The organism is Alkalihalobacterium sp. APHAB7 (assembly GCF_048323755.1).
GTDB lineage: Bacteria > Bacillota > Bacilli > Bacillales > Bacillaceae_F > Alkalihalobacterium.
This window is the reverse complement of sequence record NZ_JBLWFS010000036.1, coordinates 1-21826: the sequence shown is the minus strand read 5'-3', so window position 1 is coordinate 21826 and position 21826 is coordinate 1. Positions and strand designations below refer to the sequence as shown.

Sequence of the window (21826 nt, the reverse complement as noted above, 5' to 3'; positions counted from 1 at the left end):
GGGAAATATGTAGTATATCATTTGTGTATTTGAGAGGAGCAAGATCATCATGTATCATCCGAAGACTCTATTTATTGCTGGACACTCACGATTACCTCAAGGAATGGCGGCAAAGAGCGTTTTTGATACGTTAACAGTCACTGTTGAGGTCGATTATAAATATGGAGTAATCCTTAATGCATCCTGTACATTAGCAACTGAACATGGTCGTCAGTACATTGGAGACCTATTAAAAGGTTTTAGTTTAAAAGATGGAATTGAAGAGCCAATTGAAAGTATACAATTACAATATCGTGGAAAAGCAACGAATGCTATTGTCGCTGCATTAAAAGACCTTCATTTACAATATAAACAGATTAATGAAGAATAAATACTTATTTTCAAGAAGTTGTTTACAATTGATCTTTCTTAGACGAACTTTCCACCATTATTGTTCATAATCCCCGTAAATAAACGCACACTACTTGTTAGGTGTGTTTATTTGTTATGAAAAGGAGAGCGAACGAGTGAGCAAATTTAAAGTTGTTGTTACGGATTATGAATTTGAAACACTAGCACCAGAACTGGAAGTGTTGAAAAAAGTGGATGGGGTTGAGTTTGTTCCCGTTCAATGTCGCACAGAGGAAGAGGTTATTCAGGCCGCGCATGATGCGGATGGATTAATTAATCAATATGCACCCATATCTCGTAAAGTCATTGAAGCTCTAGAAAAGTGTAAAGTCATTTCTCGGTACGGAGTTGGAGTCAATACAATTGATATAGAGGCAGCTACGGAAAAAGGGATTATCGTGGGTAATGTTACGGATTATTGTATGGATGAAGTATCTGATCATGCATTTGCTTTATTAATGGCCTGTGTAAGAAAGGTTGTTACTTTGAATTCTGCGGTAAAGAGTGGTAACTGGGACTTTAAAGTAGGTGTACCAATTTTTCGTTTGCGCGGCCGAGTGCTAGGGTTAGTAGGATTAGGGAAAATTCCACAAACTTTAGCTGTAAAAGCGCAAGCGTTTGGAATAAAGGTGGTTGCTTATGATCCAATTTTACCAAAAGACGTAGCTGACTCATTAAATGTAGAACTGTTAGAACTTAATGATTTATGTAAGGTATCAGATTTCATTTCAGTACATGCCCCATTAATAGAAAGTACACGAGGTATGGTAAGTACTGAGCAATTTAATGTGATGAAGAAAGAAGCTTTTATTATAAATACTGCACGTGGACCAGTAATTGATGAAAAAGCATTGATTGAAGCTTTACAAGCAGGGAAAATTGCTGGAGCGGGCTTAGACGTTCTTGAGCAGGAGCCTATACGAAGTGATAATCCATTGCTTCAAATGGATAACGTTATTTTAAATCCTCATATCGCTTGGTATTCAGAAGAGGCACAACTTGAACTAAAGAGGAAGACTGCTCAAAATGTTGCGGATGTTTTAAGCGGTTTCTATCCTACATATTTAGTTAATCAAGATGTTAAAGATAAAGTTAATTTACAGGAAAAGTAAAGGAGAGAAAAGCTGAGATGAGTAGTGAGGTTCGTTTTAAAGGTATAATTCCACCAGTATCGACGATCTTTACTAACGAAGGTAAGTTAGATGAAATCGGGATGGGTAAGTTAATTGACTATCTCATCCAGTCCAACGTAGATGGATTATTTTTTCTTGGTACCGGAGGAGAATTTAGTCAAATGACAATGGAAGAGAGGAAAGAGGTCGCACAATTTGCAGTGGACTATGTTGGTGGACGAGTACCGGTTTTAATAGGTACAGGGAGTTCTAGCACAAGAGAAGTTATTGAATTAAGCCTTCATAGTAAAGAGGTTGGTGCAGATGGAGTGATTGTAATTAACCCATACTATTGGCCTTTATCCGATGAACATCTTTTTCAACATTATGCTGAGATTGCAAAGAGTGTGGATTTACCGATTTTTTTATATAACTTTCCTGGATTAACCGGTCAAGATTTATCCCCCGATTTTGTACTTAGGTTAGTAAACGAGTATTCACATGTAGTTGGAATAAAAGAAACTGTCGATACAGCTGGGCATATTCGCGAAATGGTTTTAAAAGTAAAAGGGAAGCATCCTCATTTTAGTGTCTTATGTGGATTTGACGATCATTTATTAAATACACTCGCCTTAGGTGGGGACGGTGTCATCTCAGCCAGTGGAAATTTTGCACCTGAATTAACGGTTGGGATTTATACTGCCTTTCAAAACAATGATATGAAAACAGCAGTTGAATTTCATCAACGTTTGGCCCATATTCCGTTAATGTATAAGCTCGATTCACCATTTGTTAATGTCATAAAAGAAGCTATTCAAATGACAGGACAGGACATCTCTACCTATGTGTTACCTCCAGCAAGATCGTTAAGTGATGAGAAGAAACATGAGTTGAAGGTTATTCTACAAAAAGCAGGATTAGTTTAGGTTTTGCTAGAATAATGTTTACTGTTGTATAAATGAAAAAGCGCTGTTAAAGAATATTGTTTATTTTTTCAACCTGCCCAAAATCAACGGATTTCCACAGTATTATTTAACATAGCTAATGAAAAAGAGGACAACAGCTTCACTAAGCATGGTACTTTTCTAGGTACTGTGCATTTTTTATTAAGATACCTTACTCGTATTCGTACCTCTAATAACCTATTTTATCCAAGATTAGACAAGTAATTATTGTAGTTATTTTGTTTATTTGCCATAATGGATAATATACAGCTAGTAGCTCGATTTAGCGATTTACATGTGTAAAAAGAACACTAGAAGGTAGGTAGTATATGTCGGAGCAAAATATCACGAGAATAAACTTGGATGGGAAGGAACTTATTTTAATTGGAACTGCCCATGTTTCGAAGCAAAGTGCTGAACAAGTAAAAGAAGTTATTGAAGCGGAGCGTCCTGATTCAGTTTGTGTGGAATTGGATGAACAACGATATCAATCCATTATGGATAGTGATAAATGGAAGGACATGAATATATTTAAAGTCATTAAAGAGAAGAAGGCCACACTTCTATTAATGAATCTTGTTATTTCTTCTTTCCAGAAACGAATGGCCAAGCAGTTTGGGATTAAGCCAGGACAAGAAATGATTCAAGGTATTGAATCGGCAGAGGAAGTAGGTGCAGAGCTGGTTTTAGCGGACCGTAACATTCAAATCACTTTTGCCCGTATTTGGTATAATATTGGATTTTGGGGAAAAGCCAAGCTTCTTATGGAAATTTTCGGCAGTATTTTTAATAAAGAAGAAATCTCAGAGGCAGACTTGGAAAAGATGAAAGAGCAAGATATGCTTGACTCCATGCTTCATGAATTTACTGTTTCGTTTCCAAAGTTGAAGGTACCGTTAATTGATGAGCGTGATCAGTATTTAGCACAAAAAATTAAAGAAGCTCCAGGTCATAAGGTTGTTGCCGTTTTAGGTGCTGCACATGTTCCGGGGATTAAAAAAGAAATACATAATGAAAATGATTTAGAGGCGATTTCCAAACGACCGCCAAAATCAAAAGCGCCTACGATCATTGCATGGATGGTTCCAATAATCATTCTTAGCATTATTGGTTATACCTTCTTTATGAACCCTTCGGTTGGACTTGACCTCACATTAAGTTGGATTTTATGGAATGGCTCCTTTGCAGCGCTTGGAGCAGCGATCGCCTTAGGGCATCCTTTAAGTATTATAACTGCATTTATTGTAGCGCCGCTAAGTTCTTTAAATCCTCTACTAGCCGCTGGTTGGTTTGCTGGATTTGTAGAAGCCTACTTACGGAAACCCAAAGTGGGCGATTTTGAAAACTTGACTGAAGATGTTTTCACCGTCAAAGGATTTTGGAGTAATATGGTGACACGTATCTTATTGGTCGTTGTCTTAACGAACTTAGGAAGTGCTTTAGGGACGTTTATTGGAGGAGCCGATGTCATTAGGCAGTTTATCCAAAATATCCTTGGAGCTTAATTAACCATGAATCTGAATGATTAAAGTAGCACCTTTAAAAGGTGCTACTTATTTTTGTTATTTGGAGAATTGAGACTTATCCTTTATAATAACTTTTTATGATTTGGCTGTTTTTCGTAAACTTTGTTGCTTCTAGCTATTGGAAAAGAGCCTATGATTTAGATGGTTCTATTATGTAGCATGTATTTAAATAAAAAAATGATATAATAAAGATTAGATTACTAGCAGGGGGAAGTTAACTTGGTAAAGCCGTTTGTAAAGTGGCCAGGAGGCAAGACTGGCGAACTGGAAATAATCCATCAATTTTTGCCTACATCAATGAATAATTATATAGAACCTTTTTTAGGTGGTGGGGCATGTTTTCTATCAATCCCGAAAGAAAAATATCATCAGGCTTTTGTTAATGACTTTTCCGGGGAGCTTATTGCATTATATAGATTAATTAGAGAAAGAAATGAGTTGTTTAATCGTTACTTACACGATATTTGGGATGTGTGGAGTTTCTTTGGAATGCTTTCCAACGATTATTATGAAACACTTCGTCGCTATTATCAGCGATATAAGAGTGATGAAATAGAAAAAGACGAATTAAAAGATTTACTTCATGAATTTATTGAGAGTAAGCGAAACGAAATTGCTCTAGGTGTGCAAAATAGTTTAGAAATAAATTTTGAGAGATTAATTAAAGAATTGAAAAAATCCATCCTTTCAAAGTTTACTAATACAAAAAATAATGAATTGAAGAAAGGTAATTTACCTGAAGAAGATTATCGTAAAAACTTTGAAGCGAGTATTCGAGCGAGCGTCTATACGTATTATCGATACTTGTATAATGAAAGGGTAAAGTATAATCTCAACCAGGAAATGCATATTGCTTTATTTTTCTATTTACGTGAATTTTGTTATTCCTCCATGTTTAGATATAACAAGAGCGGGGGCTTTAATGTTCCGTACGGAGGGACATCCTATAATAGTAAGGCATTTAACCATAAAATTCAGTATTTATGGAGTGAAGATCTTCAAGATATCTTAAGTCATACAAATATTTATAATGCTGACTTCCAAGAGTTTCTTGAAGAGGTACCTATTGATGAAGAGGATTTTATATTTTTAGATCCACCGTATGATAGTGATTTTTCAACATATGCTAATCATTCATTTGTGAGTAAGGATCAGGAGCGTCTAGCTAACTACTTACTAAATCATTGTAATTGCCGTTTTATGCTAATTATTAAGAATACCGATTTCATTTATAATCTTTATAATCAACCGGGGATAAATATCATTGGTTTTAATAAAGAATATAGTGTTAGTTTTATGGATCGTAACGACCGAAAAGTAGAACATATATTAATAACGAACTATAAAAGGTAGAGCAGCTGTCTCTACTTTTTTACATATGTTTGCAGTATGTAGAAGGAGGATGAGAAAGTGAGCAATTTTACCGAGCGTGAAATTCTTGTAGTGGCAAAAAAATTATTAGAAGAGTCGGGAGAAATGACAACGACTGAATTAAAAGAAGCCTTGTTGATTGAAATGGAGCCAGACGGTAATGATTTACAAATTAATTTAAATCGAAACGATACGAAATTTGAGCAAAAAGTGAGAAACATGGTTTCGCATCGGGAAAATAACGAGCTATTGAAATATTGTGAGTATCGGCGGGTCGGTAATAATGGTGTCTTAAGGTCAAGAGCTCTACCAAAATTTGAAAAGGAAGATGAAGAGAAAGAAGAAATCGAGGCTCGCAAAGAAAAGAAACGAAGGTTTCGAGCAAGAAGAGTAAATTTTGAAGCATTGAATATTAAAAATCAAGAGCTTGGATTAAAAGGTGAGGAATTTGTCCTTAATTATGAAAAAGGTAGACTAAACCCTATTCTTAGTGAAAAAGTCATTCATGTGTCTGTCGAAGAAGGTGATGGTGCTGGCTATGACATTTTATCTTATGACGACAAAGGGAAACCAAAATTCGTTGAAGTTAAAACAACAACTGGTGCAAAAGATACAGAGTTTTACTTAACTGAGAACGAAAAAGCGTTTATTGAAGAATATCATGGTCAAGTTGAAATTGTAAGAGTATTTAATTTTGATATGAATACAGGTAAAGGAGAAATTTTCCGGATCAGTGGAGAAGATTTGTATAAAAAATTGGCACTTAAGCCTGTAGTGTATAAAGTGTCGTTCATATAAAATTGGTTCTATTTTCTTAAAAGCTATGTTAAATAATACTGTTGATATCCGTTGATTTTGGGCTCATTGTGTGAAATGTTAATTTCACATGCCTTTCAGGAATGAGCCCAAAATTAACAAAGTTTGAGAACAGCCTAATAATTTGAATGGTAATTATCAGGGAATAGTCCAGATCCTTGTCCATAAGGGTATCCATGGTGCCAATGGTATTCATGGTGTTTTATTGGTGATTTCATTTTGTGGTGTTGATTTTTTGTAGATTGCTCGGCTTTAACTTGTTGGTTGTGATGAGTCATACTGTGATGTAATTTATGTTGATAATTATAGGGGTGTTTATAACTAGGGTTTACACTAGGTTGAAAGTAGCCAACGTTCCCGTGATAAGGATATGAGTAAGGATGATATCCATAATGTCCCTGAAACATATTAGCGTATGGCCAAAATTGGCTATTTATAGAGCTGGATCTAACATTAGTGGGTAAAGTTGGGTACATACCTTGAAATGAAGTTGTATACATCTACATTCACCTCCTTCAAGATATAACCTATTTTATTGAAGACTACCTAGAAAAGAGCTTATCCCTATTGAAATTAGGCGAACGAATAGAGGTTATAAACTTCGATAATCAAGTGAGAAGGAGAAATAAGATGAAACTACAGAAACAGTTTGAAAAAACGTGAGGCACTGTTTTAAGGAGCGTGGGGATGGGGCTAATTAGCTAAAAAATCTTTTTATAAAGGAAATTCTTGATATAGACTGAAAGGTAGTCGAGTCCAAAATCAACAAAACTCTTTAACAGCGCCAAAATAAAAAAGGCATCCTCTAACTTAAGAGAGCGCCTTTCATCTAACGTTAGTTTTAAATATGTATGTGTTTTTTAAGTTAGAGCTATTCCGTATTCTTGTAGTAAATCCGATAAAACAGCCCTTTCATTACCGTCTCTGCCATCCACATGAGTAGCCGTAATTAGCGAATTCAGGATAGCCTCTTCAGTGGCTTCACCAATGGCTCGGAAGGCTACATCAATGTCTTCTTCGTGTATGGTTGGAATGGATAGACATTTAGCCGGTTTTTCGTGAGGTATTTTCGTTGCAGTAGAAAATCCAATCGCGATGTCACCACTGCCATTTGAAATGATCGATCCTGTTCGTGCTAACCCTGTGACTGTTCGTTTGATAATTCGGTTAAGTTGTCTTTCAGATACAGGAAGGTCGGTTCCGACGATAAAAATAATTGAACCTTTGTCTCTTCCTTCATGATGCTGGCTCATGGCTTCCTCTAGACTTCTACCAATTGCCTTCTCATTAATCGTTAAATCACTCAATCTTCCAAAGTTAGATAATACTAATACTCCCATTGTGTATGTCCCGTGGTCAAGGTGAATTAATCTTGAAGCACTACCAATCCCCCCCTTTAAAGAATAACAAACCATTCCGGTTCCAGCTCCAACTGTTCCTTCTTTAAATTCTGAGGCTGAATTTTCTATGGCTTGAAGTACGTGGTCTTTCGTAATTGCTCTAGCTCGAATATCGTTTAAAATCATATCATTACATTCACCGATAAGAGGATTAACTGTTCCTGTCGTTCGTCCGATTTCTGGGTTGTGGTCTAGCATATATTCGATTAGTGCATCTGCAGCAGTTCCGACGCTTAAGGTATTGGTTAGTATAATAGGTGTTTCTATCGTTCCTAATTCATTGACTTGAATCGTACCCATTGTTTTTCCGAACCCATTGAGTACATGAGTCGATGCAATTAACTTTTCCTTAAAAAGATTACCTTGATGGGGGAGTATGGCAGTCACCCCCGTTTGAATGTTAGCCTTACTTAACGTTAGATGACCTACTGTAACACCTGCAATATCAGTAATTGCGTTATACCTTCCAGTTTCTAATTCTCCTATTTTTACACCGTAATCTCTAATTCTTTTTTGACCAAGCATGAACAACCACCCTTTCGTATGTACAAACATTATTGTCGGTGAAAAGATATATTAAAACCTTACAGGCGACCGGGTTCGATATCATTAAAAAACATTGAGAAGTATGGAGAAATTTTTTACAGTCATCAAGACCGGCTGTTTGAAAACTATCAACTTAGACTATTAATTGATCCTATTCTGTCTGCAAGGTTTATAACGGAAGAGGAAAAGAAACACTTAGTAACCAACTTAAAAAAGCTGACAAGTAAGCATACAGCCAAATCATTGCCAGATCCGATTGTGTATCATCAGTCGATTAATAGTGATTACCAATTAATAAAATTACATGTAGATACGATACTGCCATTTACGAACAATGAGGCAGATATTAGACAGACAGATGAGAATACCTTCATAATAAAAGCGAAAGCAAAAATAAGTGACGGATTGAAAGGTTGGATCTTGACCTGGGGCAGTAAAGTAAAAGTCCTTTCACCACCTTCTTTAGTAGAAGAGATTGAGGTGGAAATTCAGAAGATGTTGAAGCATTACTTGAGGTAGATATGTTAAGTCACCATCTTTACAATCTAGCTATGTTAAATAATACTGTGATATCCGTTGGTTTTGGGCTCAGCGTGTGAAATTTTAATTTCACACGCCTTTTAGGAACTGAAAGGTTAAAAAAATAACCTGAAATGAACGAGAAAATGCATTTTCTCACAGAATTTCAGGTTATTTTTTCAGGAATGAGTCCCCATCATCTTAAATGACATATAAAATCTAGAGCCTCTTAGCCCTTGTCTAATCATTTTCCTTATTAAACCAAAGTGGATCATTATTATCAACTTCACCATTATAGTTGATAAATACTTCTTCACCCTTTTTTATATCCTTGTATGCATAGTAATCAAAAGTGTGGTTGTCAAAATTAATTTCATAGGTTGCATTCGGTTCATACGAATGGTTGAACAGCATTCCAAATCCTAAGACAAGTGCAGTATGGTTAATACCGTACTCATACACATAGTCACCCAAAATCGTTTGCTCTAAAAATTCGTGTTGTTCATTAGGAACAGGAACAACGGGGGCTTCGTGGAAAAGCTGCCCTTTTGCTATGTCTTGTGTTGCAAAAACTCCTCGGTTGAATTCACCTTCACTTATTGTAGAGTTTCTTACCTCAATCATGTTAGTCACCTTCACAATCTGCTTTTTTTATCTTTTCTCCTATATGACTGTACCATTCTATTCTAGACAGGACAATTGAAAGGTACTATAAAACGGAGCTAATTACAAAATGGAGCCATAGTAAAACTAAAGTTGCTTCAGTAGAGAAGCGTTAAAGTACGCTTAGAAATCCAAACATTTATAATCGGTAGTTTGATAAAAAGCTTAAAAATTCGTGTTGCGCTTGGTGAGAGTATTTTAGGATTGCATATGTATTGGCTTCAGGAAGTGGAAATGATCGAGAGTCCACTTCAAGTAACCTTCCTTCGAGTAGTTCTCTACGAATGGTTGATGAAGGAAGATAGGATACTCCAAGTCCTTCCATAATAAAACGTTTTGTAATATGAATTTGTGAGACCTTCATCATTCGGACAGAAGGGTAAAAGAGTTTTACTGTCTTACATAAGTTATCCCAATAGCCAGGGTGATTATGTGTTAATAGGCGATTCGATGATAAAATCTCCTCTTCTTCAAGTGGAAAAGCTGACTCAAAATCTCGCCCATCATGTGGCGTTACTAAACAGACTTTATCTTTGTAAAGTAAAGTGGTATCAAGTTCTGGATGGAAGCTTTTTAAGCATGAAAGCCCAATATCAACCTTTTCCGTCAATACAGCATTTTCAATGTCTTTTGATTCAATGATTTCAATAGAAATCTCTACCTCTGGATGTTTTTTGATGTACTGTTTTAAAACAAAAGGTAATATAGTATCGGCGATTAAGGGGGAGATCGCAAGCGTCAGTTTTGTTGTATATCCTTGCGTGAATGTTTGCAGGTCCTCTAATCCGTTATCGTAAACAGCTATGATTTGTTTTGCATGCTGTAAATATCTTCTACCTCCCTCGGTCAGTTTGATTTTTTTGCCTTCCCTTTCAAAAAGGAGTACCCCGAGCTCCTTCTCCAATTGTTTAATGTGAACGGTGACGGTTGGTTGTGAAATAAATAACTGATCTGCTGTCTTACGGAAGTTCCCATTCTCCGCCGCTGTAATAAATGTTTTAATCCAATTTAATTCCATAAAAAGCTCCTTATTATATTTATTAATCATTTTATTTAAAAATATTTAATTTTATTAATCAGTTATATATTATACAATTTTTGTAATAAAAGGAAGGAGTGATTGCAATGGTTAACAAAGGATTAAAGGGTGTAGTAGCAGCTGAAACGGCAATAAGTGACATTGATGGGAAAGAGGGCAAGCTTATTTATAGAGGTTATGAAATCCGTAATCTAACAGCTTCCCATTCATTTGAAGAAATTGCTTTTTTATTATGGTTTGGACATTTACCGACAGTGACAGAAATAGATAAGTTAAATACGGAATTTATAAGAAACAGGTATTTAACTGAAACAATGAAAGCTGTTATGGATCATCTTCCTACAAATATGGATGTAATGAGTGTTATTCGAACCGTTGTTTCTGCAGAGGGTACGATTGATTATGGATGGAAGCCGACTATTGCTCAAGCGATTACGCTAACTGCTGTAATGCCGACCATTATTGCGCATTGGTATAACAAGATCAATGGTAAAGCATGTAATGAACCTTTAGGAACATTAAGCCATGTTGAAAATTATTTATACATGTTAAAGGGGAGTAGACCATTAAAAGCACAAGTCGAAGCACTTGAAACGTATATGATCTTAACTTTAGAACATGGAATGAATGCCTCAACCTTCTCGGCGCGAGTTACGGCTTCTACTGAGTCTGATATCGTATCAGCAATTACTTCTGCGATTGGTACGATGAAAGGTCCTCTTCATGGGGGAGCACCGTCTGGCGTTATCGATTTATTAAATGAAATTGGAACTTTTGAAAAAGCAGAAGACGTCATACGAAAGAAACTTGCGCTTGGTGAAAAGTTAATGGGATTTGGGCATCGTGTATACAAAACCCATGATCCTAGAGCGATCGCATTACGAAAGAAATTATTAGAGTTAAGCGGTGAAGATCGTTGGCTAGATCTCGCGGTTCATGTTGAAGATGTAGCGGTTAAGTTGTTAAATGAATTAAAGCCGGGTAGAGATTTATACACGAATGTTGAATTTTATGCAGCAGCCATTATGAAATCGATTGACTTGGCTCCAGAGCTCTTTACCCCAACTTTTACCGCTAGCCGTGTGGTCGGTTGGGGTGCTCATGTACTTGAGCAAGCAGATGATAATACTATTTTTAGGCCACAATCTGAATATGTGGGTACGATGCAACAAATGTAGTTTTGCAATAGACGCTTTCTTTTTAAGGAGGCGTTTTATTGTTTAAATAAATCTTATTAAATTGCTCTGAAAACAACGAAATACTAATTACAGTTTTCTTTTCATTCGACCTAATATGGCAACATAAATTATTTAAAATAAACGAATCCTATTTCAATAATTAGTAATTTAAATTGTAAAAATAATTAAAACCAATTTGACTTATAGGAATAATGTAGTACGATAAAATTATTCATTTATTAGTTTTATATTTTGTGAGGTGGATTTTGTTGCAATTACAAGTCATGAACAGTCCGTTTAATGAGGAGCAGGCAGAACTCCTTAACCGCCTTCTGCCAACATTGACAGAAACGCAAAAAGTGTGGTTATGCGGTTATTTAGCAGCGACTCAATCTGTTGCTGCAGCTCCAGGCGTAGTAGAAACACAGCCAACAGCAGTAACAGCTCCAAGTCCTACAGCTAAGGTAATTTCTAAAGAGGTAACCGTTCTTTACGGTTCGCAAACAGGTAACGCTCAAAGACTTGCCGACAGTACGGGTAAGACGCTTGAAAAACAAGGATTTAAAGTAACCGTTTCTTCAATGAGTGATTTTAAGCCTAATCAATTGAAAAAGGTAGAGAATTTACTAATTGTTATAAGTACACACGGCGAAGGTGAACCACCAGATAATGCATTATCGTTCCACGAGTTTCTTCATGGTAGACGTGCACCTAAGCTTGATGGTTTAAGATTTTCCGTATTGTCGCTCGGGGATAGCTCGTATGAATTTTTCTGTCAAACAGGAAAAGAATTTGATCAAAAGTTAGAGGATCTAGGTGGTACAAGACTATATGAGCGTGTGGATTGCGACCTAGACTTCGACGAGCCAGCAGCGGAATGGGTTAAAGGAGTAATTGGTGGCTTAAGTCAGGCACAAGAGGGCGCAGTCTCGGAACCTTCGGGAGTTTCTGCACCACAAACTGATACAACAGCTTATAACCGTACAAATCCGTTTGAAGCGGAAGTGCTAGAGAATTTAAATTTAAATGGTCGTGGTTCTAATAAAGAAACACGTCATCTTGAGATATCACTAGAAGGATCAGGCCTTACATATGAGCCAGGTGATAGTTTAGGTATTTACCCAGAAAATGATCAAGAGCTAGTTGAACTATTGTTAAAAGAAATTAAGTTCGATCCGAATGAGAGTGTGACTGTAAATAAACAAGGCACAACACGCTCTCTTAAGGAAGCGCTAAGCACACAATTTGAAATTACCGTTGTGACAAAGCCTCTTCTTGAGCAGATTGCGAAGTTGTCAACAAACAACGAGCTACATGAACTAATTTTACCGGGCAGTGAAGTAAAACTAAAGGAGTATATTAAAGGTCGTGACTTATTAGATGTAGTCCGTGATTATGGTCCTTGGGGAACATCAGCACAGGAGTTTGTTGCAGTTCTTAGAAAAATGCCACCACGCCTTTATTCGATCGCAAGTAGCTTATCGGCAAATCCTGATGAGGTCCATTTAACAATTGGTGCTGTACGATATGAAGCTCATGGACGAGAAAGAAAGGGTGTATGTTCTATTTTATGTGCAGAACGTTTACAACCAGGAGATAATTTACCAATCTTTATTCAAAATAACCAAAACTTCAAGTTGCCTGAAAATCCTGATACACCGATTATAATGGTCGGTCCTGGTACAGGAGTTGCTCCGTTTCGTGCATTTATGCAAGAACGTGAAGAAATCGCTGCAGAAGGTAAATCGTGGATGTTCTTTGGAGATCAGCATTTTGTAACAGACTTCCTCTATCAAACGGAATGGCAAAAGTGGTTGAACGATGGTGTCCTAACGAAGATGGATGTTGCGTTTTCTCGTGACACAGAAGAAAAGGTTTATGTACAGCACCGAATGCTTGAAAATAGTAAAGAGTTGTTCGAATGGGTTCAAGAGGGAGCAGTTGTTTATATATGTGGTGATGAAAAACATATGGCACATGACGTTCATAACACACTTCTTGCTATTATTGAAAAAGAAGGCAACTTGAGCCGTAAAGAAGCAGAAGCTTACTTAGCAAACATGCAACAACAAAAACGATATCAACGCGATGTATATTGATTGATTGGATTGAAAGGAGTATATAAACATGGTGAATAAGACTTTATTAAAAGCACCAGAAGGACCGCCGAGTGACGTTGAACGCATTAAAGAAGATAGTAATTACTTACGCGGTACATTAAAAGAAACAATGTTGGACCGAATTAGTGCAGGGATCTCAGATGATGATAATCGTCTAATGAAATTCCATGGAAGCTATTTACAGGATGATCGTGATCTACGTAATGAGCGTCAAAAACAAAAATTAGAGCCTGCGTATCAATTTATGTTACGAGTGCGTACTCCAGGTGGGGTAGCTACTCCTGAACAATGGCTAGTGATGGATGACCTAGCTCAAAAATATGGGAACGGTACATTAAAATTGACGACGCGCCAAGCGTTCCAGATGCACGGTATTTTAAAATGGAATATGAAAAAAACAATTCAAGAAATTCATGCTTCTTTACTAGATACGATTGCTGCGTGCGGGGACGTTAACCGTAACGTGATGTGTAACCCTAATCCTGATCAATCAGAAGTACATGAGGAAGTATTTAAGTGGTCAAAACTATTAAGTGACGACCTACTCCCGCGTACAAGAGCGTACCATGAGTTGTGGTTAGATGAAGAAATGGTAGCAGGTACACCTGATGTTGAAGAAGTTGAACCAATGTACGGACCGCTTTATTTACCAAGAAAATTCAAGATCGGAATTGCGGTTCCTCCATCAAATGATGTTGATATCTTCTCGCAAGACCTTGGCTATATTGCCATTGTAGAAGACGGTAAACTGCTTGGATTTAACGTTGTAATTGGTGGCGGTATGGGGATGAGCCATGGAGATAAAGAAACGTATCCTCAAGTGGCAAAGGTCATTGGGTTCTGTAAACCGGAGCAAATGTATGACGTAGCTGAAAAAATCATCATGATCCAACGTGATTACGGAAATCGTTCAGAACGAAAATATGCTCGGTTTAAATATACAGTTGACCGACTAGGATTAGATACGGTTGTAGCTGAACTTGAAACTCGTCTAGGTTGGAAACTCGGAGAAGCAAAGCCATACCACTTTGACCATAATGGTGATCGTTACGGATGGGTGAAAGGCGCAAAAGGGAAATGGCATTTTACATTATTCGTTGAAGGTGGACGTATTACTGATCTCGAAGACTATAAATTAATGACAGGTTTACGGGAAATAGCGAAAATCCACACAGGAGATTTTCGTTTAACAGCTAATCAAAATCTAGTGATTGCGAATGTAACGAGCCAGAAAAAGAAAAAAATCACTGAATTAATTGAGCAATTTGGCTTAACGGATGGAAAGCAGTATTCGGCTATTCGACGTAGTTCATTAGCATGTGTTGCTTTACCAACATGTGGGCTAGCGATGGCGGAAGCTGAGCGTTATTTACCAGTACTTATCGATAAGATCGATGATATTGTTGATGAGAGTGGTTTACACGATAAAGAAATTACAATTCGAATGACAGGCTGTCCTAATGGTTGTGCGCGTCATGCACTTGCTGAAATTGGCTTTATAGGTAAAGCCCCTGGTAAATACAATATGTACCTAGGTGCAGCATTTGATGGAAGTCGTCTAAGCAAAATGTACCAAGAAAACATCGGGGAAGAGCAAATCTTAAATGAGCTTCGTGTTCTACTTCCACGTTATGCTAAAGAGCGAGAAGAAGGCGAACACTTCGGTGATTTTGTCATACGTGCAGGTATCATAAAAGAAACAACAGACGGTACAAATTTTCACGATTAAGTGAAGAAAAAAAGAGAAGAGGCAGGGATTTATGTCCCTGTCTCTTCTCTTTTGGTGAATATATGTTTTATGATTTTTTATAAGACAATGTAGCCTGCTTTTCTCACAGCTTCTGCCAAGTCATAAACTTCAGTTTTAGTTTCGTCATACTCAACAGCAACCTTTTTATCTTCAAGACTAGCTTTAGCTCGATTAACTCCTTCTATTCCATTTAACGCATTTTCCACAGTTGAGAGACAGTTTCCGCAACTCATTTTTTCAACTTGAAGAGAGACGTGCTTCATCTTGGTACACCACCCCTTTGTTTATAAGTTTTTAGCAAAGGGGTTATTTTTATTCTAGAAATAGTTAAAGTGGATTTGTAAAAAGTACAGCAGGATCTTGTGAATAAGAGAAAGCCAAACAACGGAAGTTGTTTGGCTTTTTTATCCTTTAAGGCAGTTAAATTTAGTTACAGTTTAAACAAAATCCCAATAACCGAGTATATGATTACGGTTGAAAATAAGACTGTCATATGAATAAGAGAGAAAATAAACAGCGATTTTGCCCACTTTTCTGGATCCATCTTTTTATAGCCATAAACACTTAAGATAAGCCATATAACTCCTAAAAGAAGTGCGACTAACATAAGACCCAGGCTAAGTGATCCAAGGAGGAAACTTGTAGCAATTAAAATGACTAAGTAAACATTCGTCTGTAGATACGTTCTTCTTATACCTTTTACAACAGGAAGCATTGGGACCTTAGCTGCTTTATATTCTTCATGTTTTCGGATAGCGATCGCATAGAAATGAGGCATTTGCCATATGACTGCGATAACAAAAAGCCCGAGAATAGCAGGGTGTGTAATGTCCGGATATATGGCAGCCCAACCAATTAGGGGTGGCATAGCCCCAGAAATACTGCCAATCTCTGTATTATAGATGGTTCTTCTTTTACTCCACATCGTATATGGTACGACATAAAAAAACAAACCTAGAAATCCTAGGAGTGCAGCTAAAGGTGTAGCTAGAGCAAGCACGATGACCCCTGAGATTGACATTATAATCCCAAGCCATAAGACGGTGGAAGGCTTAATTTCACCTGTTACAGTTGGCCTGTTTTTCGTTCTCTCCATTATGGAGTCAATATCCCGATCATATAAGTTATTAAAAGATCCAGCAGCACCCATAACAAGAATGGAGCCTACTAAAGCAAAAATAATTTCTGGTATTTTATCAAAAAAACTATATTGGTATGTGTATAAAGCTAATGTTAACCCAGCAAACATGGTAACAAGATTGGATTTAATAATTCCAGTTTTGACAGTTAGAGCCAAGTTAGTTGACAGACTCTGTTTCGGAGTTGTTAAGTTTTGTTCCCCTTGCATTACTTCCCTCTTCCCTTTTACTAGATGATCTCATGCGACCTACATCATTGGATGATATATGAAAGAGATTCCAATAAAAATCATAACACATTTGGACTCTAGTAGGAATTTATATACTATAGGGAATATTAGTGATTTATGGCGAGATTGTCAAGAGTTGTCGATTGATGGTTTTATCTCAGACGGGGTTGAATGCTTTAAGGAATTCGTGAAGGATTGGTGAAAATTGTAAAATAACTATAGAATGATCCTAAAGTTTTAGTTACAATGAACTAAAAAGAGACTAGAGGGGACAGTAGTGTGGGGACTAGAGGAGAGTTTTTTCAATCATTAAATAATAATAAAATAAATGTTTTTATACCCATTGTGATCGTTTTGTTTTTTATGATCATTAGAGAACCTTTTTATGAATTGATTAAAGGAGAAAATTATGTAATTACTCATCTAATTGTTAGTTTTTTTATTGTTATTGCTTGTGCCACTATATCTTTACAAGCATGGATCATTTTTCCGCATACACGTTCAAGTAAACAATTATGGCTCGGGGCTATCTTTGTTACGATTACGACATTGGAAATCGCACATGCCATTACATACAAAGGGATGCCATTTTTCTTTGTGGAGAGTTCTCCTTATCAAGCTACGTGGTTCTATATGATTAGTAGATTGTTATTGGCATTAGGAGTACTTGTACTTGTCTTAATGAAGGAAAAGAAATTGCCTGTATTTTGGAGAAATATAGCGTACGGAGTCGGATTGCTCTTTTCTTTTGTTGTTCTAATTATTATTTATGCTCCTATTCAGTTGTTACCTGCTCTTGTTATTGAAGGGGTAGGTACAACATCAATAAAGAATGGTTTGCAATATGTAGCGTTGTTTATACAAGCTTTAGGTATTTTTGTAATTGTAAATAGGAAACTGATAAAAGATATATTTTACCTCACCCTCGTGTTTGCATCGATTTATATGATATTTAGTGATGTGATGTTTACTTCTTATATTAGTGTGTTTGGCTTCGAAAACTTCTTAGGTCATATCTTTCAAATATTTGGGTTTTATTATCTTTTGCGAGCCCTCTATTATTCAGCAGTAGAGGAACCTTTTATTTTTAAAAAAAGAGCTGAAGAAGATGTAAAGAGAAAAGAGAGGTTCCTTAATACAGTTATGTCTCATATGGGGGAAGGTGTTGTTGTTTTAGACCGCTATGGTCAAGTGACGTTGATCAATCAAGAAGCAGAAACCATTTTACAGTGGAAGAGCGATGAGATTCTGGGTAAGGAATTTATAGAGTTTGTTAGGTTAAAAGGAGTAAGTAATGAACAATCAACTCAAGATTTTCTAGTGACCAACTTATTAGAAAAACAAAGTCGCAGAACAGAAGAAGATTGGTTTTTAAGGAAAGATCGAAGTTCTGTTCCAGTTTCATTTATCATTACACCTTATGAAGAAGATGGAATAGTAGTTGGAACTATTATCGTATTTCGTGATATTAGTCAGCAAAGAAAAGATAAAAAGAAAATAGAATATATGGCTTATAATGATGAACTTACAGGTTTGCCAAACAATCGCTATTTCAAGCAAAAGGTGAGTCAGCAGATAGTTAATAACCCTGAGGAGAAAATAGCCGTCTTGTTGTTTGAAATCGATGGAGTAAAAAACATAAATGAAGCATTTGGACAAGTCGTTGCAGACAAACTTGTGTTAACTTTTACCCAAAAACTTCAGAAGAGCATTGCGCAGAGGACCCTTTTTTCGAGGGTAGATCGAGATGTATTTGCTATTTTATTATCTCCTATTATCGATGAAATAGAGTGTTCAGCGGTGTGCAAACAAATACATAATGCATTGGAAGAAACAATACAAGTGGAAGATCTCCTATTAAATGTGTCGGCTAATGTTGGGGTGTCATTCTATCCGCAACATGCTGAACATGTCGATGATATGATGAAGAATGCATATATTGCGATGCATCAAGCAGAGGATCTATCCAAAAGTTGTGTAATTTACAATGTTGAACTTTCAGAAAAAATACTAGATCAAATAGTGTTAGAAAGTGACATGCATAAGGCCCTTTCAAATGAAGAGTTCTACTTGGTCTACCAGCCACAAGTAGATAGTAAAACCGGCAAGGTATTTGCAGTGGAGGCCCTAATTCGGTGGGCACACCCAACACGTGGTCTTATATCACCAGCTGAGTTCATTCCGATTGCAGAAAAAAGTGGTCTAATTATTCCAATTGGAGAATGGGTGTTAAAGACTGCGTGTAAGCAATTAAAAAAATGGCATGATCAAGGATGTTTGGATTTAGCGGTCTCTGTTAACCTTTCAACACGGCAATTTTACCAGGAAAATTTAGTTGATTTGGTTGAAAGCACCCTAAGTGAATCTGATGTTCCTGCACATTTCTTGAAATTGGAAATTACAGAAAGTATGGCAATGGTTAATCTCGAACATTCCATCAGGGTTCTTCACAATCTGAAAAAACAAGGAATTCAAATTGCTATTGATGACTTTGGAACGGGGTATTGTTCGCTAAGTTATTTAAAAGATTTACCTTTTGATCTAATTAAAATCGATCGTTCATTTATCCAAAATCTCGATTCCGGTAATAACAGTGATTTAACCATTATTTCTATGGTTCTTTCGATGGCACGTTTTTTACATATGAGAGTAATAGCTGAAGGGGTTGAAACGTTAGGGCAAGTTAAGTTATTAAATGAAAAAGAGTGTTATCACATACAGGGTTATTTGTTTAGTCAGCCTTTAAAACCAGAAGATGTGATAGGGAAAATTCAAGAAATTGAACAACAGTTTGTAAAAGGAAGTGGAGAAACCCTGTCAGAATAAAAAAGCGACCTTACAAATGAACTGGGTTTTCTAGAGGAGTGGGAAAGTGAAGTCTCGATTTTTTAGACTACAAATATCTATTATTATGATAGTATTTGCAATAATTATTTCGTTTACGATTACTTTAATTGATCATCAACGTTTGAAGAACGAAGTGAAAAAGAATGAACAATTCCAGATAGAGCAAATTGAAAATTTAGCTAAGTATTCTCTTAATACAATAGAAAAAGCGTATTTTCTGTTTGAAGCAGAAACTGCAGCAAAAATGAAAACAGGATCTGAATTACTGATAAGTAAGTATGAAGAACAGCCAAATTTTGAACAATGGGACTTTCAAGACCTAAAAAAAATGTTAGAGTTTGATATATACATCATTAATGAAGATTTTGTCATTACACATAGTAGTTTTCAAAAGGATATTGGACTTGATTTTAATGTTTGCTGTCGGAAGCTCGCTAATGTATTGGAAGATAGAAGGCGGACTGGGAATTTTTATGATGATGGTATGGATATTGAACAACAAACCGGATTAGTTAAGAAATACAGTTACATGGCGACACGTGATAAAAAGTACATTATACAACTTGGGTATTCGCTCCAAGATGGCGTTATTTTTCAGCAATTTAACTTCCTTGACGCAATCGTTGATTTAGAGAAACGGTATCCTTCTGTAGATAATATTAATGTCCTTAATATTGGCGGGAACTTATTAGGCGTTCCAATTGAAGAAATGCGCTGGACAGAAAAAAGAAGAACTGCATTTGAAAGGACGCTTTCAACGAAGGAGATGACTGAATTAAGAGAAGAATTGAATGGAGAAACAGCGATTTACCGATACATCCCATACACATCAGAATATGATGAAGGGACAACCAAGGACAAGGTTATAGAAATTGTATATAACGAGAAAAACTTACAGAATGTTTTATCCAGCAATAAGAGAACATTCTACATACAGTTGTCTGTGGTCTTGATGGTTGCTGTCGTTATTGCACTACTCATTGCAAGATGGTTAGCAAAGCCGATGTACTTAGCTTTTCATGATAGCTTAACAGGTTTAAAAAACAGGGCGGCATTTGATGAGTCATTACGTTCTGCCTTACTAGAAAAGAAGGCTGAATTGGCTTTAGTCATGCTAGATTTAGATAATTTTAAGTTAGTGAATGATTACTACGGTCATGATAAAGGAGATGCGCTGTTACAAGAGGTAGCCAGGACGATAAAAACTTTTGCTGGTACAAAGGATATAACGGCCAGGCTAGGTGGAGATGAGTTCGCAATGATTATTCGATCTACTAATCTAAAAGAGATAAAATCGACCGCAGATCAGATGATTACAGCTGTTCGAGACATCTGTGAAGAAGTAGAGCTTAATGGAGAACAGGTTACCGTGAGTATAGGGATCGCACATGCACCAGAACATGGTACAACCCCTGCAGAACTTTATAAAAGTGCCGATACCGCGTTGTATCGTTCTAAAGCTGAAGGGAAAAATCAGTTTTGTTTTTATCAAAGTGAAAATAAACGAAACTAGATGTCTTTGTTTATAACGTAAGATATTAAAGAGGTGAAAAGCTACCCTGCGCTTTGTTTGCGGTAGCTTTTATTTGTGTAATTTTTTTGTGCTTAATACATTTCTTAATTAAATGGTGAGAACAATTTTTACTTGAGAGACTAAGGGTACTACTGAAAAAATTTAGGTGGTTAGTTTATATAAAAATGTATTATATAGAAGTATTTAAAAATAAATTAAAACATTATAGAAAAAATAATAAAAAGTATTGTGTACTGTAACTAATTCTGTTATATTATTTCTTGTCGCTTCTGATTGATGTGCTCATTTAAATGAAAAAGTCGTATAGAAAGAAAACGAAAAATGTTGCTTGAAGTCGAATTTTGTGTTAAATTAGTGAACGTTGCTTTTGGAAGTGCGACAAAAAAATAACTTACCAAAAATTAGTTATTGATTAAATGTTGCTCGCGTGATAAGATATAATTCTTGTCGCTGCTAAAGTGGCAGTCGAAAAAGTTCTTTGAAAACTGAACAAAAAGCCAAGCGATAAATGAGATACATGATATCTCGTCAATGTTTTGAAATGTCACAGTGATGAATGATCTTCGATTAAGAATGCAACGTCCTGTTGCAACATCGAAGCCACCACATCCTGTGGAAGTGAGCTATATCAAACACTTTTATGGAGAGTTTGATCCTGGCTCAGGACGAACGCTGGCGGCGTGCCTAATACATGCAAGTCGA

Annotated in this window: 17 protein-coding genes and 1 rRNA gene; 13 read left to right on the top strand and 5 right to left on the bottom strand. The window is 36.4% G+C overall.

What is annotated here, in order from left to right; genetic code table 11:
* Window positions 1-49: 49 nt before the first annotated feature.
* The 6 genes from ACNSTQ_RS21240 (at window position 50) to ACNSTQ_RS21215 (ending at window position 6141) form a co-directional block, all read left to right on the top strand.
* Window positions 50-370, top strand: coding sequence for a DUF3870 domain-containing protein (locus ACNSTQ_RS21240; RefSeq protein ID WP_418201752.1), 321 nt, complete (start codon window positions 50-52; stop codon window positions 368-370).
* A 136-nt stretch (window positions 371-506) separates the two neighbouring features.
* Window positions 507-1502 (top strand): C-terminal binding protein, encoded by a 996-nt coding sequence (locus tag ACNSTQ_RS21235; protein WP_418201751.1) that lies wholly within the window; start codon window positions 507-509, stop codon window positions 1500-1502.
* A gap of 17 nt (window positions 1503-1519) precedes the next feature.
* Window positions 1520-2428, top strand: coding sequence for a dihydrodipicolinate synthase family protein (locus ACNSTQ_RS21230; RefSeq protein ID WP_418201750.1), 909 nt, complete (start codon window positions 1520-1522; stop codon window positions 2426-2428).
* 347 nt (window positions 2429-2775) lie between these two features.
* A complete protein-coding gene (locus tag ACNSTQ_RS21225) occupies window positions 2776-3951 on the top strand; it encodes a TraB/GumN family protein (protein ID WP_418201749.1) in 1176 nt (391 codons plus the stop codon).
* Between the two features lie 240 nt (window positions 3952-4191).
* The gene (locus ACNSTQ_RS21220) at window positions 4192-5325 is read left to right on the top strand and encodes a DNA adenine methylase (RefSeq protein ID WP_418201748.1); all 1134 of its coding nucleotides are present in this window, start codon (window positions 4192-4194) and stop codon (window positions 5323-5325) included.
* 57 nt (window positions 5326-5382) lie between these two features.
* The gene (locus ACNSTQ_RS21215) at window positions 5383-6141 is read left to right on the top strand and encodes a DUF3883 domain-containing protein (RefSeq protein WP_418201747.1); all 759 of its coding nucleotides are present in this window, start codon (window positions 5383-5385) and stop codon (window positions 6139-6141) included.
* Between the two features lie 878 nt (window positions 6142-7019).
* On the opposite strand, the gene ACNSTQ_RS21210 is transcribed toward ACNSTQ_RS21215, so the two are convergent.
* On the bottom strand, window positions 7020-8084 hold the full coding sequence (locus ACNSTQ_RS21210; RefSeq protein ID WP_418201746.1) for a P1 family peptidase: 1065 nt from the start codon (window positions 8082-8084) through the stop codon (window positions 7020-7022).
* 264 nt (window positions 8085-8348) lie between these two features.
* Here ACNSTQ_RS21210 and ACNSTQ_RS21205 point away from each other — a divergent pair, with 264 nt between their 5' ends.
* Complete coding sequence (locus ACNSTQ_RS21205) at window positions 8349-8624, top strand: WYL domain-containing protein (RefSeq protein ID WP_418201745.1); 276 nt, start codon at window positions 8349-8351, stop codon at window positions 8622-8624.
* A 240-nt stretch (window positions 8625-8864) separates the two neighbouring features.
* On the opposite strand, the gene ACNSTQ_RS21200 is transcribed toward ACNSTQ_RS21205, so the two are convergent.
* Window positions 8865-9248 carry an SET domain-containing protein gene (locus tag ACNSTQ_RS21200; protein ID WP_418201744.1) on the bottom strand — a complete coding sequence of 128 codons (384 nt, stop codon included), beginning with the start codon at window positions 9246-9248 and terminating at the stop codon, window positions 8865-8867.
* Window positions 9249-9426: 178 nt separating this feature from the next.
* Window positions 9427-10305, bottom strand: coding sequence for a LysR family transcriptional regulator (locus ACNSTQ_RS21195; protein WP_418201743.1), 879 nt, complete (start codon window positions 10303-10305; stop codon window positions 9427-9429).
* Between the two features lie 107 nt (window positions 10306-10412).
* Here ACNSTQ_RS21195 and ACNSTQ_RS21190 point away from each other — a divergent pair, with 107 nt between their 5' ends.
* The 3 genes from ACNSTQ_RS21190 to cysI all read left to right on the top strand — a co-directional run bounded on the left by ACNSTQ_RS21190 (window position 10413) and on the right by cysI (window position 15353).
* Window positions 10413-11504: a citrate synthase/methylcitrate synthase gene (locus ACNSTQ_RS21190; RefSeq protein ID WP_418201742.1), complete on the top strand. Its 1092-nt coding sequence runs from the start codon at window positions 10413-10415 to the stop codon at window positions 11502-11504.
* A gap of 269 nt (window positions 11505-11773) precedes the next feature.
* Entirely contained in the window at window positions 11774-13603 is a 1830-nt protein-coding gene (locus tag ACNSTQ_RS21185; RefSeq protein ID WP_418201741.1) for an assimilatory sulfite reductase (NADPH) flavoprotein subunit, read from the top strand.
* Window positions 13604-13631: 28 nt separating this feature from the next.
* The gene (gene cysI / locus ACNSTQ_RS21180; protein WP_418201740.1) at window positions 13632-15353 is read left to right on the top strand and encodes an assimilatory sulfite reductase (NADPH) hemoprotein subunit; all 1722 of its coding nucleotides are present in this window, start codon (window positions 13632-13634) and stop codon (window positions 15351-15353) included.
* Between the two features lie 77 nt (window positions 15354-15430).
* Here the strand turns inward: cysI and ACNSTQ_RS21175 are convergent, their stop codons facing one another.
* Together ACNSTQ_RS21175 and cyoE are read right to left on the bottom strand one after the other, a co-directional pair.
* On the bottom strand, window positions 15431-15637 hold the full coding sequence (locus tag ACNSTQ_RS21175; RefSeq protein WP_418201739.1) for a heavy-metal-associated domain-containing protein: 207 nt from the start codon (window positions 15635-15637) through the stop codon (window positions 15431-15433).
* Between the two features lie 167 nt (window positions 15638-15804).
* Complete coding sequence (cyoE, locus tag ACNSTQ_RS21170) at window positions 15805-16722, bottom strand: heme o synthase (protein ID WP_418201738.1); 918 nt, start codon at window positions 16720-16722, stop codon at window positions 15805-15807.
* A 300-nt stretch (window positions 16723-17022) separates the two neighbouring features.
* On the opposite strand from cyoE, the gene ACNSTQ_RS21165 reads away from it, so the two are divergent.
* The 3 genes from ACNSTQ_RS21165 to ACNSTQ_RS21155 all read left to right on the top strand — a co-directional run.
* A complete protein-coding gene (locus ACNSTQ_RS21165; RefSeq protein ID WP_418201737.1) occupies window positions 17023-19569 on the top strand; it encodes an EAL domain-containing protein in 2547 nt (848 codons plus the stop codon).
* A gap of 46 nt (window positions 19570-19615) precedes the next feature.
* On the top strand, window positions 19616-21103 hold the full coding sequence (locus ACNSTQ_RS21160) for a GGDEF domain-containing protein (RefSeq protein WP_418201736.1): 1488 nt from the start codon (window positions 19616-19618) through the stop codon (window positions 21101-21103).
* Window positions 21104-21761: 658 nt separating this feature from the next.
* Window positions 21762-21826: ribosomal RNA gene (locus ACNSTQ_RS21155) — 16S ribosomal RNA — on the top strand; the annotation flags it as partial.

Excerpts from the sequence above, each read along its gene's own strand:
- ACNSTQ_RS21240 (WP_418201752.1), top strand. The coding sequence starts at position 50 with ATGTATCATCCGAAGACTCTATTTATTGCTGGACACTCACGATTACCT.
- cyoE (WP_418201738.1), bottom strand. The coding sequence starts at position 16,722 with ATGCAAGGGGAACAAAACTTAACAACTCCGAAACAGAGTCTGTCAACT.
- ACNSTQ_RS21230 (WP_418201750.1), top strand. The coding sequence starts at position 1,520 with ATGAGTAGTGAGGTTCGTTTTAAAGGTATAATTCCACCAGTATCGACG.
- ACNSTQ_RS21175 (WP_418201739.1), bottom strand. The coding sequence starts at position 15,637 with ATGAAGCACGTCTCTCTTCAAGTTGAAAAAATGAGTTGCGGAAACTGT.
- ACNSTQ_RS21225 (WP_418201749.1), top strand. The coding sequence starts at position 2,776 with ATGTCGGAGCAAAATATCACGAGAATAAACTTGGATGGGAAGGAACTT.
- ACNSTQ_RS21200 (WP_418201744.1), bottom strand. The coding sequence starts at position 9,248 with ATGATTGAGGTAAGAAACTCTACAATAAGTGAAGGTGAATTCAACCGA.
- ACNSTQ_RS21210 (WP_418201746.1), bottom strand. The coding sequence starts at position 8,084 with ATGCTTGGTCAAAAAAGAATTAGAGATTACGGTGTAAAAATAGGAGAA.
- ACNSTQ_RS21195 (WP_418201743.1), bottom strand. The coding sequence starts at position 10,305 with ATGGAATTAAATTGGATTAAAACATTTATTACAGCGGCGGAGAATGGG.
- cysI (WP_418201740.1), top strand. The coding sequence starts at position 13,632 with ATGGTGAATAAGACTTTATTAAAAGCACCAGAAGGACCGCCGAGTGAC.
- ACNSTQ_RS21190 (WP_418201742.1), top strand. The coding sequence starts at position 10,413 with ATGGTTAACAAAGGATTAAAGGGTGTAGTAGCAGCTGAAACGGCAATA.